This window comes from Pectobacterium atrosepticum, assembly GCF_000740965.1.
In the GTDB taxonomy this organism is placed as follows: Bacteria; Pseudomonadota; Gammaproteobacteria; order Enterobacterales; family Enterobacteriaceae; genus Pectobacterium; species Pectobacterium atrosepticum.
In genome coordinates this window covers 800183-814086 of the sequence record NZ_CP009125.1, presented here as the reverse complement: position 1 = coordinate 814086, position 13904 = coordinate 800183, and the positions used below count along the sequence as shown (strand labels likewise).

Below are 13904 nucleotides of genomic sequence, written 5' to 3'. Positions count from 1 at the left end.
ACTGCAGCTACGCCAGCAAAGCTATAAAATAAATCACCAACCACTAGCGCGCAATGCTATCCCCGCCACGCCTGCCCGCTTTATGTAGCGCATTTCATGCAGTTGCATGGAAGCGTTCAGGCCGCGCCAATACTGGCGCTGTAGGGCAGATTCGGGGGTAAGTATTGCATGCAAATCCATGCACCGTATGCATGTACGGCCAAAAAATCGCTAGCCAGAGAAAAAAGCTCGCAAAAAAGCCCGCGCAGTGGCGGGCGACGTCCTGATATTGGCGGAAATGAAACCATAATCTGGCTAATTAATTCCGTAGGGCTGAGGCTGGGTAATCCTTATATTTTTTCTGCATAGCCGGTGATAATGGAATATCCGGTATTGGCAGATCTCGTCTATTCGATGGCTGAATAATTTCTTCTATTGATTCCAGTGTCCGAAAGGTTGCCGAGCATTCAATATTCCGGCACTGGTGATAACGCTGCTTGACGTTCTCCGATAACGGGCGACTGGTGCGGGCATGAGCAGCGTGGCCGCAGAACGGGCAATGCATCATAATTTTTGGCTCCGTGTTTTTAATGCCTCTTCTTTTTCTTTCAATTCACGGGAAAATATCATTCGTTTTGCCGGGCTGGATACCGGTGCGAAATCGGCATGCGGCAGTGAAGGGGAGTTCAGCCCCAGCGATGACAGCACTGGCTCGTTACTCATATCAAAGCGGTAGTCATTCGCTTTCACCTTCAGCTTTTCAACAATCAAATCCATTACCACTTTTTCAGGCTTCTGATAGGCGACTCCTAGGGTAAATTCAGAGGTGGTGATATCCAGCATATGCCGCTTTAACTCAATCGCCCGGATCAGGTTTGTACTGATGTTATTTAACGCCTGATTAAACTCCCATTCAGCGTAGTCACGTAGGGCGCTGGCGTGAGCATTAGAGCAATCTTTTGCTGATGAGTGACACTTCGCTTTCTGTCTCAGTTGCTCTATTTCCAACTGTGCTAGCAAGCCGTCATACTCCTGCGCTAGCTCACGCTGTGCCAGCCGCTGTAACTGCTGATTTTTCAGTTCTTCCGTCATTTCGCCACGTGCGGCAAGAAAACGCGCACGCCAGTCGGTATCGGAAAGCTGATTTTCCGCTTCCGTGTTGGCTTTCTGCTCTTTGGCACGCGCAATGGCGGTATCGATGTTATCCAGCTCACCCGCGTTAACGGTGTGCGCTTCCCGCATTTTCAGGTAATAGTCAGTCGCTTTTGTCAGCGTATCCGGCAGGGTATTAACCGGTTTCGTGTCTGATGTGGTTGTCTGGCTCATTGTCATTCTCTGTATGGGGTTAGTGTCTGGTGGCTATTGTGCAATTCACCACACAACCCCCGCTATCTGAGCCTGTCCTGCCATCGACCACACAAAACAATCTCACCCTTAGGCGGTTTCCTCGATTTAGAACTAACTCTTTTATAAAACTATTCACTACTCTTCACTTGAGAGAAAAGAATAGATAAATCAATAAATAAAGAGGTGAATAGTCGGTAAAAAACTCTTCACCGAGTGTTCACACTGTTCACCCGTTTTTTTGAGCCTTTTTCTGGCGAGCCTGTTTTACGATGTTATTTCCTATAGATAAGTGGGTTATCGATAGTTACAAACACTTATATTTTTATTGAATAAATCACGCTGCCCTTCGTTGCTTTTTATTGCCCTTTATTAACAGTTGGTGGAAAAAATAGACCGTATTTTGCTCACCGATAGCACAACAGCACCTTGTTGCGGTCTCCGAAAATATTCACATAATAGCGAGCTACCAGAGCAATCCAGCGCCATCCGGCCAGACCCGGGCGGACATTAACGAGGTAGCATCACATGTTGTCAGCCACACCCCTAGCCCCTATTCCTGCTATGCCCCCGATGCCACTTCATCCGGTCAGAGAGCGCTTAATGCGTCTGCCGGAAGTGTTGCACGTCACCGGCATTTCCCGCTCGACGCTGTACGAACTGAGCAGCCGCAAAGTTTTTCCCGCCCGTGTTCCACTGGGTGGAAAGAACGTCGCATGGGTTGAGTCCGAAATTCATCATTGGGTGGCTGAGCGTATCGCCGCCCGTCAACAGGAGAACCACGCATGATCACCTTAACTATCGCCGGTCAGTCAGTCACACTCGATGAACGGGAAGCCCTCAGCCTGTGCGATCAACTGTTTCCCGCCATCCGTAATCCGGCCACCGTTGCCGCCCGTGAACAGCGTTTCGGCGCGTTGCTGCTGAGCGTTGCACCGACGCCCGCCGCTTCTGATTCACCCCGGCGTTACTGTGCATCCCGTGCCGGTGATGCGCTGACCAACTGCTGAGGCTGTTCATGACTGCGCAATTTATCCGTTTCCCCGGCTTGCCTGCCGGGGCTTTTTGGCGTTATAGTCTCGCTGCTGTCGCAAAATCGACAGCCGGGCGTAGGAACCCGTGTTTAATCTTGGCGACACCAGACGCCGCTTGCGTCTTTTTTTGTGTCGTAGCCTTAGCACACCTGCATGTTGTGCGGCATGTTTTACGCCGTTATTGCATCCAAACAATGGTGGCTCAGGCGGGGCAGCCTTCGGGCTGGCCGGTTTCCAAGGTTGCCGGTATTCCTACCCCCGTCTGGGCTACCACCCATGAGTGTAGGAACTCCGGTGGTAGCTGTTATCAGCTAAACTTGGAGACTCCCACATGGCTACGACCCTCACTCCGTCACACCCGCAATTTACCTTTCTGTTTCTGGCCGTGCGCCGCGCCGAATTACGCGCCTTACCGCACCGTGAAGCTGTTATCGCTCCGGATGAAATCAGCGCCCGCCGTTTACTGGCGCGTGACTATGTGCTGTCTTTTGCTGGCCGTCTGCCTGCTCAGGGGGTTAGCCATGTTTGATTCTACTCCGTTGACCCTTGATGAAATCGCCGACCAGTGCCGCGCCCTGACGCACGCCGTGATTGAGCTGGATAACCCGGTAGCCAAAGAGGTGCTGACGTTTGTACTCGCTGAACGGCTGGAATTATTGGCGACGACGCTGCAAAGCCCGGAAGCGTCCGAAACCGAGAACGGGGTGAGCGCATGAATACCTTAGCCGCCCGTCTCAATAATCATGATACCTATCCTGTTTCCCATGCTGACTACCTGCGCCTGTCTCATGCGCACCGCGTCGGCGTGATGTTTCTCGATATGCTGGATGCCCAGCAATGCGGCATGACCGCCGCCAAACCCAATACGCTACCGGCCGATGATATGGCCGCACTGGTGGCGCTGTTGACTGACCAGATAGGCCACGTCATGACCCACTGTGAAGCCCACCTTTTCACCGCACGGGAGACAGCACAATGAACATCAATAATCAGTCCTGTATTCCGCTGGAAGTGCGTACTGCCGTGTACCGTCGCGCCGTGGCACAGGCCTATTTGGATAACTGCCGGGAAACCGGCATTGCCCTGAACTGCAACTTAACCGAACTGGAAATCGCCATTGCGCTGGAGCTGGAGGGCGCACACGTGCGTGAGCACGGCACCGCCACCGGGATGGAAATCGCCTGCGCCATGCTGGGTGATATGGTGCAACCCACCTTACTGACCGATAAACCCCGGCTAACCGTGCTGGGGCACATCATCATGGGGGAGCTGTGCCAGTGCGCGACAGCGGCGACCCCGACCACCACACTACATTAAGGGGCAACGCATGGCACACCTTACCGTGACACAGACTGTGAAACGCGCCAGCGGCCATTGGCCGCAACTGCTCCCCGCAGTGGGTATCCGCATTGATGCCACCGGGCAGCATACCGCCTGCCCGATGTGCGAGGGCACAGACCGTTTCCGCTTCGATAACAAGGAAGGGCGCGGCACATGGATTTGTAACCAGTGCGGCGCGGGGGATGGCCTGAATCTGGTTGAAAAAGTGCTGAAGCTGACGCCGACAGAAGCCGCCCTGAAAGTGGGCGCATGGCTGGGCGATCTGCCGGACAGTCCGGCAGCGTCAACACCCGATGAAGAAGACAGCGAGGCCGCCCGGCAACGGGCGGCGGTTCAGGCACAGGCGAAACTGAAAGAGGCGGTGACACAACCCGGCAACGCGTATCTCAGCGTCAAAGGCTGGCCGGATAGCGCCGTGCCAACCCTACAGGGTAAGCCGCTGCGCGTGGGCGGTATCACCTATCAGCCCGGCGATGTACTGGTGCCGCTGACCACACCGGACGGTGAAGTGGTGAATCTCCAGCTTATCAATGCACAGGGTGACAAGCGCACGTTAAAAGGTGGACAGGTCAAAGGCACCTTTCACGCTTTCAGCGGTAAGCAGGCCAGCGTTATCTGGCTGGCTGAGGGCTACGCCACGGGCTTAACGCTGCATCAGTTAACCGGTGATACGGTGTATGTCGCGCTCAGTGCCAACAACCTGCCGTCCCTTGCCCGTGAGCTGAAAACCCGCCACCCGGCGGTCACGCTGCTGATAGCCGCTGACCGGGACGAGAACGGCACCGGCCAGACCAAAGCCGAACAAGCCGCCGCGGCTGTGAATGGCCGTGTCGCGCTGCCGCCGGTGTTTGGTGACTGGAATGATGTCTATCGTGCCGAGGGTGCTGACGCCACCCGGCAGCACCTGGACGTGTTTACCCAGCCGGAGCCAGTCAGCCCGTTTGCGTCGCTGGGCGAGGCTGAATTCAAGGCCATGAGCGCCAGCGAGAAAGCAGAGAAGATACGCGACCACTACCGCGACACACTGGCGATTGACGCCTTCGTGGAAACCTTCTTCCAGTATCAGAATGGTGCGTGGAAAGTGTTGCCCTATCGCCTGTTAAGCCGGGATATCGCAGCGCTGTTTCAGAAGATACACGCCCCCTTTACCGCGTCCGGCATTGGCAGCGTGTTGGACACCCTGAAACTGATTATCCCGACGCAGGAGAAGCCCCAGCGCCGGTTAATCGGTTTTCGTAACGGGGTGTTTGATACTGCCAGCGGTGAATTTAAACCGCATCGCCGGGAGCACTGGTTGAATACCGTCAATGATGTGGATTACACGCCGTTTAAGGCTGGGGAAAACCTTGCGGATAACGCCCCGCACTTCTGGCGCTGGCTGACCCGTGCCGCCGGGAACCACGCGGATAAGCAGGAGCGTATTCTGGCCGCGCTGTTTATGGTGCTGGCGAACTGCTACGACTGGCAACTGTTTCTTGAGGTCACCGGCCCCGGCGGCAGTGGAAAAAGTATTCTGGCAGAAATTGCCACCATGCTGGCCGGGGAGGACAACACCACGGCGGCGACCATCAACACCATTGAATCGTCCCGTGAACGCTCGTCGATTATCGGCTTCTCGTTAATCGTCCTGCCTGACCAAGAAAAATGGAGCGGTGACGGTGCAGGCATTAAAGCCATTACCGGCGGCGATGCGGTGATGGTTGACCCGAAATACCGTGATGCCTATTCCACCCGTATTCCGGCGGTGATTCTGGCCGTCAATAACTCGCCGATGCGCTTTAGCGACCGCAGCGGCGGCGTGTCCCGTCGCCGGGTGATTATCCACTTCGGCGAAACCATCCCGGCCAGCGAACGCGACCCCAAGCTGAAAGAGAAAATCCGCGCAGAACTGGCGGTGATTGTGCGTCACCTGATGAAACGCTTTGCTGACCCGAACGATGCCCGGACGCTGTTACAGGCACAGCAACACTCCGCTGAGGCGCTGGAAATCAAACGGCAGGCTGACCCGCTGGTTGATTTTTGCGGCTACCTGCTGGCACATGGCGACACCACCGGGCTGTATATGGGCAACGCCAACATCACGCCCCGTAACCCGCGTAAATACCTGTACCATGCCTACCTGTCCTTTATGGAGTCGCACGGCCACCAGAAGCCTATCAGCCTGACGGCGTTTGGTAAGGTGCTGCCGAACATGATGTCGGAATATGGGCAGACGTATCTCAAGGGGCGAACCAATCAGGGCATACAGACTAACCTTGAACTGAAAGACGAATCCGACGCTGACTGGCTGCCCAAATGCGAGATAGCGAGGTAGACACCAGAAACGACAAAACCGGCTCCGGCCGGTTTTTTTACGTCCAAACACTTCAAAGGTGACGAGTTACTCATCACCTGTTCACCGACTCATCACTATGTAATTAATTGATTAATAGAAATAAAAATCCGTAGTGAAGATAGTGAACAGTTTTGTGAAAAATTTTTTTATTTGGTGTCACGTTTATACCATAGCGTTGCTGATTTTTTGATTAAGTGCTAAATTAAGTATCAAATATCATACTTAAAAGAGGCTGATTATGTCCGTGCAACCTATTCTTGCCAATGCTGCCGTGAGTATTAGCGACTTTAAAAAATCGCCCAATGCAGCGTTGAAAGAAGCTAACGGCGAGCCTGTAGCCGTGTTAACCAATGGCCGTATCTCTGGCTATTATGTTTCCCCGGAAACATGGGAAGCGCTGGCCGACTATCAGGAAGATATCGAACTTGCCAAAATTGCCCGCTCCCGGATGAAGGGGAAACGTGTGAAGGTCGATCTGGATGAGTTATAAGCTGGAGTTTGAAGAGCACGCGCTGAAAGAATTTAAGAAGCTGGGTGCACCCGTGCGGGAGCTGTTCACCAAAAAGCTGAAAGCGGTTTTACAAAATCCCCACGTTCCCGCCAACCGACTTCATGGAATGGCTGACTGCTACAAAATCAAACTTCGTTCCGCTGGCTATCGGCTAGTGTATCAAGTGCTTGAGCATGAGATCGTAGTACTGGTTTTAGCTGTGGGCAAGCGTGAACGCTCAGAGGTTTATCAAGCAGCCAAAGACCGACTATAAGCGCGAATATCTTACATTTACAGCTTTTTGTTATATGGCCTATCTGCCATCAAGGTGATGAGTCACTCGTCACCTGTTCACCAACTCATCACCCATTAATGTATTGATTAGTAAAAATAAAAAACCATAGTGAAGAGAGTGAACAGTTTTGTGCAAAATCTTTTTATTTTGGCTACTGACGCTTACATGACGAACGGCACTTTCCCGCCCTCTCCTTTTAACGCTTGCTGTAACGCACTTAAGAGTGCTTTTAATTCGCTGCTTAAATATTGGCTAAAAGCCTCACTCCCTAACGTTCTATCAAATACTGCTTGTGGCAGGAATCGCCGCATAGCGGTTTGCGCCATGACACAGCCTTAACGATGTCCCTCCCTGAAAAGTAAGCTGCTCCAGCAAGCCCGCATTATCCAAACAATAGAGGATGTCGTAGTGCAAAAGCTCCTTCTCCACCACATTGCGCAAGCCTTCAAGCTCGGCTGATTCCACCGCTTTGCTGACCAATTCGGCAAAGTTAACTTTCTGATTCATGATATAGCTCCGATTCGTCAATCAGGTGGGTATTGCGCCCAACGCGGCGTAAATCCCTCACGGCGGTTTTCTTCGTCGCTTGCCGTAACGGGGAATTGCCAAAATAGGTATCCTGCAAAATCTGCTCTGGGGGCCGCTTGGTATGGGTAAATTCAATCACCCCAAAAGGCGTTTTATGTTCTTCGGAACGTCCGGTAGTCATCACCGTGATCCGGTCAATCGGGATTTGAGAAATCACACCATATTCAGACAATGCGGATTCAAGGCTAAGATAGTTATATTCACCACGGCGTAGCGCTAACACGATGCGCTCAAGCGTATAGGCATCTTTGCTTTTGGCATGGTTGTAAACGTACACGCCGCGAATCGCACGGGTAAGAATGCCATCTTTTACCAAACGATTTAGCCCAGCATTAAACGCTCTGGGCGTATCTTCATGGAAAATCTTGGCTAAATCGCGGGAGGTGAAGACATAACGCCCTTGCTTATCGAAAGCATTTAAACGCTCAATAGCAGTGATCCTGTCCATTCATAAGTCCACATGAAAACCACATAATTGTGTTATTCACGTATACTTAAATAGAAGCCATCCGTCAAGTTGACGCCAATACCACTAAAAAGTGATATTCACGTGTACTTATCAAAGAATCGTCATAGATTGAGGTAACAAAAAGGTGGGGCTAGTAGGGTGAGAACGTTAGCAAAAAAACCTATCACTTTTCTGCATTGGTATACGTTTAGGTATACCAACAAAGTCTAAACTCATACTTAAAACATAAATATCATGATGTTATGTGAATTATTCAGATTCCCCAGCCCAATTTAGACATCGGGTATTACCAGATAAGTCCGATGAAGTACGAAAAACCCGCATGGCGCAAGCCCTGCGGTTTTTTTTGTGTCCGTAGTAGAGAAAATAGGTCAGGAACTGGTCATCATTGTTCACCACTTGATGCAACGCTTTGCCGTTCCCGATGACGCACGCGCTGTTACAGATACAGCAGAATTCCAATGAGGCATTGGAGATAAAACGCAGCGCCGATCCTTTAGTTGATTTCTGCGGTTACCTGCTGTCTGCCAGTGCGACTAATGCCCTCTATATTGGCATCCTGCTAACCCGCGCAAGTACCTCTATCACGCTTACCTTTCGTGTATGATGGAAGCGCGAGGGCATGAGCGCCCTATGAGCATGACGGCTTTTGGTCGGGCAGTGCCGCAAACGTTAAAGGAGTATGAGATTGAATTTTTGAAGCGCAAGACAAATCAGGGAATGTGCAAACTAATCTTACATTAAACGACGACAGTGAGGTGGATTGGTTGCCGAAGTACTAAGCCTAAATTACTTACTCAATAAAACCGAATCAGGCCAGTTTATCAATATTAGACGGTAGATCTAAAAATTTTCATCTTCCTAACCATCTCATGACCGCCTGCAAACTAACTATATGTTTTTTAAGGCTTAATTAAAATAAATAGATAAAGTAATTAATTGTTCTAGAACCCTTTTAAATGAGATATTTTAAGGATATTATATTCATATTACTTAAATAAGATTTCAATGGTTTAATGAAAGATGCTGTGAGCGCAATGCTGAGAACCCAGTGTTTTTATAACATAAATAGTTAGGATTTATTATGATTATTTGCAATTTTCTTGAATTCACTTCCTTAACATTTAATTATATAAATAAAGTAGTTCATCAACCTGATAATTATGGTTCTATCGTTTCAGCTATTATTGTTGCTTTTATATTGTTTTTCATAAAAGAATTTTTCAGAATACCGCCAAAATTATCTGGAGTTTTCTATCTTAAATCAACGACAACAGAATCATCTTACAATCCATACAAAAACATAATTATTTATTATACATTAATAATTTACTCTGATGGAAGCATTATAGAGGGAACCTCTGAAAAAACAGCAGAGACAGCCCCTATCAAGGGAGATTGGTTGTATACTGGAAAATTCAGAAGTAGAGGAAAAGTAACAGGAAGAATAGAAAGACGATATCTAAGACCTCATAAGATACACATACACATTGAAGAAAATGGCAGTTTAAGATCCTTTTCTCACTATATCTATTTAAAAAATAACGATCCATTCAAATGGAAAGTTTGGAAAAAAAGAGAATCAAAATTGTTCAGTGGAAGTTTCTTTTCAAGTTCTGCAGATTCAAAAGGCTCTATAATATGTCAAGATTCAAAATTTACAGAACATCCTTCGCACTCTTCACCATCCCGATATTTACAATAATATTCCTCTTAAAACTGGTTAATTACAAACCACTTATTAAAGATTTGAAAAAATGTCTAACGTATATTCATGCAACGCAAGGAAATGAAAATTCATCAATCACGAACCAATTAATAAAAGCATTAGTGATTTCAGAAGATCACAGAAACAGCCTTCATTTTGGTGTTGACCTGTTGGCTATACTGCGTGTTATAAAATTACGCATATTATATGGGAAATATCAGGGAGCAAGCACTATAGAGCAACAATTTGTTAGAACCATAACTCAACGTTATGAGCGAACGCTACGAAGGAAAATACGGGAACAAGTATTAGCTGTTATGTTAAACCAATTAGTACCTAAAAATATAATATCTATTAGTTATCTAAGCTGTGCTTATTACGGTAGTGGTATGATTGGGACTTTAGGAATAGAGAAAATAAAAAGCGATTCAGTAGATTTTTTTGAATCGAAATGCATTGCATACCTTAAATACCCCAAACCAATCATTGCGGATAGCAATCATTCTAAAAAGCACACTGCAAGATATAAACACATAGAAAACTTGTTATTAAAAAACTTTTTATAACACATTTAATCATACATTTCATGTCGATTGAAAAAACTTTAAACTTACATATAAAAAAACCTCATACAAAAATAAAAGATACAACACTAAATAACACAGCGCTAATTACTTTAATTCACAAAATAACTTATGATATTTAATATGCTATTTTTAATAGAACAACACTTTAATTTTAAAAAAATTATGTCATTTTATTTTAGCAAGGCATACTTACAGGACTTCCTATTATTTTCAATGTTCATTACATATATAGTACCTCTGGAATATCTGCGCTGCTTAAGACTAATATTTTCTTAGAAGAAAGACTTTTAATAACAGCTGGTTAGTTAGTTTAGGTCAACTAACAACATAGTCATCACTATATAAATCATTAATCAGTTAGATTAAAAAATGAATACTACAATCAGTTTTTCCATAATTCTTTTTTATTGCGTAGGTTTTGTCAAAGTCCCTCTTCGAAAGAGTTCAAAATATGAACATCACGAAGCACAGTTATCTGTACTGGTATACGTTTAGGTACACACTACAGATCTGGATTCAGAATTAACATTTTAAAAAATAAAGATAGCCATTTACCTCAACTTCCCCCAGCACGACAGGGCTAAAATGGAGCAACAATAGGTGAGGCTATTTAGTATCAAGTGGTTTATAACGAACCCTTCTGAATAAATTAAATAGCCTTGTATTGTTGCGGTAATACCCTACAACGACAATGGGTTGAATATAATGATTTATTTTATTAAGCAGTAGCGCATAGGCCAATAAGCAATAACAAGTAACCATCTTGGTTCTCTAAGTGGCAAAGTCATGTAACATACCAACAAAACAAGCTGTTGATACAAGGTCATGGATAGATGCAACGTCTCTATAAAAAATCGATAACCTATTTATTATCCAAGGATTTTCTCGTTATTCTCCTCGTTTTATCCATCATGTTACCGATTCTCTGGTACATGCTTTGGGCTTCGAATCTGTCGCGTAGCACAATATTGATAAAGACACTTCCAGACTTCGCCCTCTATCTTACCTTTGGACTCGTTCTGGGGCTGATTTTTTCTGTCCGAGCGCTCTACTCTCAATCGATAAAGAAAAAACTAAAACACATGCTCGAAATGTTCCTAGGTGGCTTTGTTTTGGGATTTCTTTCCATCGTTAATATTTTTGACGTATACGTTTATCTGTTCCCCGATGACGTGATTAATTACACATCCGACTATGAAATTGTTTTTCCCGGGCCATCCAAAGGGAAAAGTAGTCGTTGCGAAGCAGGTTTATGGATTAAAGATGTGCATACCGGTCAATTTAAACAGCTGTGTGATCCTCCCCAACAATAGTGGACACGCAACTAAGTGAGTAAACTCTCAAGTAAGAGGTGACTCACATGACAAAATCAGTATCAACCAAGAAGCCCCGTAAACAGCATACGCCAGAGTTTCGCGATGAAGCCCTAAAATTGGCTGGACGCATCGGTGTTGCTGCCGCAGCCCGTGAACTCAGCCTGTACGAGTCACAGCTTTATGCCTGGCGCAGTAAACAGCAGCAACAAATGACTTCTTCAGAGCGTGAGAGCGAGCTTGCCGTTGAAAATGCCCGCCTTAAGCGACAACTGGCTGAGCGGGATGAGGAGTTGGCCATTCTCCAAAAGGCCGCGACATACTTCGCGAAGCGCCTGAAATGAAGTATGTCTTTATCGAAAAACATCGGGCTGAATTCACTGTCAGGACCATGTGTCGTATGCTTCGGGTTGCCCGCAGCGGCTGGTATGCCTGGCGAGTGCGCCGCCATCAGATAAGCCCGCGTCAGCAGTTCCGTCTCACTTGCGATGGCGCGGTCCGTAAGGCATTCGGTGACGCAAAACAGCGCTATGGTGCGCCACGTCTTGCTGATGAGCTTCCGGCCTACAACATCAAAACCATTGCCGCCAGCCTGCGTCGTCAGGGACTACGAGCGAAAGCGGCTCGGAAGTTCAGCCCGGTCAGCTACCGTGAACATGGGTTGCCAGTATCAGAGAACCTATTGAAGCAGGATTTTTACGCCAGCGGCCCGAATCAAAAATGGGCCGGCGATTTCACGTATTTACGCACGGATGAAGGGTGGCTTTATCTTGCCGTTGTTCTCGACCTGTGGTCGCGTGCAGTTATAGGCTGGTCGATGTCATCGCGAATGACGGCGGCGCTGGCATGTAATGCACTGCAAATGGCACTGTGGAGGCGAAAGCGTCCACAAAACGTTATTGTACATACCGATCGCGGTGGTCAGTATTGTTCAGCGGATTATCAAGCGATGCTGAATGAGCATAATCTGCGTGGCAGTATGAGTGCGAAGGGATGTTGTTACGACAATGCCTGCGCGGAAAGCTTCTTTCACTCGCTAAAAGTAGAATGTATCCACGGCGAACGCTTTGTCAGCAGGGAAATAATGCGAACAGCGGTGTTTAATTATATCGAGTGTGATTACAATCGCTGGCGTCGTCACAGTGCCTGTGGCGGACTCAGCCCGGAACAATTTGAAAACCAGAACCTCGCTTAGGGCCGTGTCCACATTAGGTGGGTAGGATCAGTGTACCAATAGAGAGACGTTGTTTAAAAAAAGAAGACAAGGCATGGATGAGTTATGGATCACCGCACGAGTTAATAAACTCGGCACTTATATTGTCGATTATCGGTTTACCTACAAGTAAGACTCCCCGCAAAAAAAATTAAATTATCGATTGGAATCGATTTATTATTTACACGTCTGGACATCATCGATTTCTCAATATTACATTCCGAAAAGAAATAATAACAATTGATTATAATTTCAAGTGTAAATTAACGTCAGTTTTTCGAATATGCCTGAATGATATTGCGGCACCCAATCCGCTCAAGTCCGATCACTGATGATATGAAGATCGGAATATTCATCTTCATTTCATACGACTAAAAAGAGGTGTTACTATTATGTCCAGAAAATTATCTTTCCTGAAAATCGTTGCCATTTTTGCTATTTCGCCCTTTGCATGTGCAAAATCGGACATACTGCGTATTGGCGTCGATTTGACCTATCCTCCTTTTCAGAGCATGAGTACAAATGGTAATCCATCGGGTTTTGATATTGAGGTGACCGATGCCATCTGCCAATCAATAAATGCAAAATGCGACTATATCGTCAACACATTCGATTCCCAGATTCCCGCCCTTCTCTCGAAAAAAATAGACGTTATTGCACCGCTTGGGGTGACGCGTAAGAGAAGGGAATCGATAGATTTCAGTAACTACGTTTTCCACGCCCCCACTAAACTTGTCGCAAGGAAAGAGGCAAATATTCTTCCCAATGTAGATGTGCTGCGCGGGAAAAATATCGCGGTACAGCAAGGCACTATTCAGGAAGCTTACGCCAACAAATATTGGCTGCCCGCAGGAGTCATAGTTAAAAGCTATCCTGACCAAGAAGCCATTTATGAGGATTTATATTCAGGCAGAGTTGAAGGCGCGCTGTGCCCGTCCGTTGCTCTGACATTTGGATTTTTACACAGTCCGCAGGGCAAGGATTTTGAACTAAAAGGCCCGGAAGTCACCGATGCTAATTTATTCAGTATTGGTTCCGCATACGGCATACGCAAAGATGATATAAAAACAAAACAGCTAATCAATCAGGGGCTGAAAAATATCGTCCAAAAAGGCATATATGCCAATATACAGAAACGCTATTTTGGCGATATCGATTTAAGCGTGAAGGAATAACATCAGGCGTGGTTACAGCCATGATCCGCCCCA

At 47.1% G+C, this 13904-nt stretch carries 18 protein-coding genes and 2 pseudogenes; 16 read left to right on the top strand and 4 right to left on the bottom strand.

Annotated features, from left to right (window positions below; genetic code table 11):
* Positions 1 to 298: 298 nt before the first annotated feature.
* Positions 299 to 547 carry an ogr/Delta-like zinc finger family protein gene (locus GZ59_RS22590; protein ID WP_071598516.1) on the bottom strand — a complete coding sequence of 83 codons (249 nt, stop codon included), beginning with the start codon at positions 545 to 547 and terminating at the stop codon, positions 299 to 301.
* On the bottom strand, positions 544 to 1305 hold the full coding sequence (locus tag GZ59_RS03640) for a hypothetical protein (RefSeq protein ID WP_039290148.1): 762 nt from the start codon (positions 1303 to 1305) through the stop codon (positions 544 to 546). Before GZ59_RS03640 ends, GZ59_RS22590 begins: the two co-directional genes overlap by 4 nt.
* A 546-nt stretch (positions 1306 to 1851) precedes the next feature.
* On the opposite strand from GZ59_RS03640, the gene GZ59_RS03635 reads away from it, so the two are divergent.
* The 10 genes and pseudogenes from GZ59_RS03635 to GZ59_RS03590 all read left to right on the top strand — a co-directional run bounded on the left by GZ59_RS03635 (position 1852) and on the right by GZ59_RS03590 (position 6797).
* Positions 1852 to 2112 (top strand): helix-turn-helix transcriptional regulator, encoded by a 261-nt coding sequence (locus GZ59_RS03635; RefSeq protein ID WP_039290147.1) that lies wholly within the window; start codon positions 1852 to 1854, stop codon positions 2110 to 2112.
* Positions 2109 to 2333: a hypothetical protein gene (locus GZ59_RS03630; RefSeq protein WP_039281995.1), complete on the top strand. Its 225-nt coding sequence runs from the start codon at positions 2109 to 2111 to the stop codon at positions 2331 to 2333. The genes GZ59_RS03635 and GZ59_RS03630 overlap by 4 nt, the downstream gene beginning before the upstream one ends.
* Positions 2334 to 2341: 8 nt before the next feature.
* Positions 2342 to 2659: pseudogene (locus GZ59_RS22585) on the top strand (ash family protein); the annotation flags it as partial.
* A 29-nt stretch (positions 2660 to 2688) separates the two neighbouring features.
* Entirely contained in the window at positions 2689 to 2886 is a 198-nt protein-coding gene (locus tag GZ59_RS23395) for a host cell division inhibitor Icd-like protein (protein WP_039294701.1), read from the top strand.
* The gene (locus tag GZ59_RS03615; RefSeq protein WP_039294697.1) at positions 2879 to 3073 is read left to right on the top strand and encodes a hypothetical protein; all 195 of its coding nucleotides are present in this window, start codon (positions 2879 to 2881) and stop codon (positions 3071 to 3073) included. Before GZ59_RS23395 ends, GZ59_RS03615 begins: the two co-directional genes overlap by 8 nt.
* The gene (locus tag GZ59_RS03610; RefSeq protein WP_039290145.1) at positions 3070 to 3336 is read left to right on the top strand and encodes a hypothetical protein; all 267 of its coding nucleotides are present in this window, start codon (positions 3070 to 3072) and stop codon (positions 3334 to 3336) included. Before GZ59_RS03615 ends, GZ59_RS03610 begins: the two co-directional genes overlap by 4 nt.
* Positions 3333 to 3674 carry a DUF5375 family protein gene (locus tag GZ59_RS03605; RefSeq protein WP_039290142.1) on the top strand — a complete coding sequence of 114 codons (342 nt, stop codon included), beginning with the start codon at positions 3333 to 3335 and terminating at the stop codon, positions 3672 to 3674. Before GZ59_RS03610 ends, GZ59_RS03605 begins: the two co-directional genes overlap by 4 nt.
* A gap of 10 nt (positions 3675 to 3684) precedes the next feature.
* The gene (locus tag GZ59_RS03600; protein WP_039290139.1) at positions 3685 to 6012 is read left to right on the top strand and encodes a phage/plasmid primase, P4 family; all 2328 of its coding nucleotides are present in this window, start codon (positions 3685 to 3687) and stop codon (positions 6010 to 6012) included.
* 259 nt (positions 6013 to 6271) lie between these two features.
* A complete protein-coding gene (locus tag GZ59_RS03595; RefSeq protein WP_005973616.1) occupies positions 6272 to 6523 on the top strand; it encodes a type II toxin-antitoxin system Phd/YefM family antitoxin in 252 nt (83 codons plus the stop codon).
* On the top strand, positions 6513 to 6797 hold the full coding sequence (locus tag GZ59_RS03590; RefSeq protein ID WP_039290137.1) for a type II toxin-antitoxin system RelE family toxin: 285 nt from the start codon (positions 6513 to 6515) through the stop codon (positions 6795 to 6797). The genes GZ59_RS03595 and GZ59_RS03590 overlap by 11 nt, the downstream gene beginning before the upstream one ends.
* A 300-nt stretch (positions 6798 to 7097) precedes the next feature.
* On the opposite strand, the gene GZ59_RS03585 is transcribed toward GZ59_RS03590, so the two are convergent.
* Positions 7098 to 7325, bottom strand: coding sequence for a nucleotidyl transferase AbiEii/AbiGii toxin family protein (locus GZ59_RS03585; RefSeq protein WP_039290135.1), 228 nt, complete (start codon positions 7323 to 7325; stop codon positions 7098 to 7100).
* A complete protein-coding gene (gene abiEi, locus GZ59_RS03580; RefSeq protein WP_039282029.1) occupies positions 7309 to 7854 on the bottom strand; it encodes a type IV toxin-antitoxin system AbiEi family antitoxin in 546 nt (181 codons plus the stop codon). Before abiEi ends, GZ59_RS03585 begins: the two co-directional genes overlap by 17 nt.
* A gap of 375 nt (positions 7855 to 8229) precedes the next feature.
* Between abiEi and GZ59_RS23235 the strand changes: the two are divergent.
* The 6 genes and pseudogenes from GZ59_RS23235 to GZ59_RS03550 form a co-directional block, all read left to right on the top strand.
* Positions 8230 to 8657, top strand: a pseudogene (locus GZ59_RS23235) (winged helix-turn-helix domain-containing protein); the annotation flags it as partial.
* A 302-nt stretch (positions 8658 to 8959) separates the two neighbouring features.
* Positions 8960 to 9580 carry a hypothetical protein gene (locus GZ59_RS23645; protein WP_158296418.1) on the top strand — a complete coding sequence of 207 codons (621 nt, stop codon included), beginning with the start codon at positions 8960 to 8962 and terminating at the stop codon, positions 9578 to 9580.
* Positions 9517 to 10149: a transglycosylase domain-containing protein gene (locus GZ59_RS22395; protein WP_158296417.1), complete on the top strand. Its 633-nt coding sequence runs from the start codon at positions 9517 to 9519 to the stop codon at positions 10147 to 10149. Before GZ59_RS23645 ends, GZ59_RS22395 begins: the two co-directional genes overlap by 64 nt.
* An 854-nt stretch (positions 10150 to 11003) precedes the next feature.
* On the top strand, positions 11004 to 11483 hold the full coding sequence (locus tag GZ59_RS03565) for a hypothetical protein (protein ID WP_226302329.1): 480 nt from the start codon (positions 11004 to 11006) through the stop codon (positions 11481 to 11483).
* Positions 11484 to 11530: 47 nt separating this feature from the next.
* Positions 11531 to 12678 (top strand): IS3-like element ISPeat2 family transposase gene (locus GZ59_RS03555; protein ID WP_100675189.1). Its coding sequence is split into 2 segments (ribosomal slippage): positions 11531 to 11786 and positions 11786 to 12678, totalling 1149 coding nucleotides; the frame shifts between segments, so codons are not numbered across the junction.
* 410 nt (positions 12679 to 13088) lie between these two features.
* Positions 13089 to 13871 (top strand): ABC transporter substrate-binding protein, encoded by a 783-nt coding sequence (locus tag GZ59_RS03550; protein ID WP_011092433.1) that lies wholly within the window; start codon positions 13089 to 13091, stop codon positions 13869 to 13871.
* Positions 13872 to 13904: the final 33 nt, after the last annotated feature.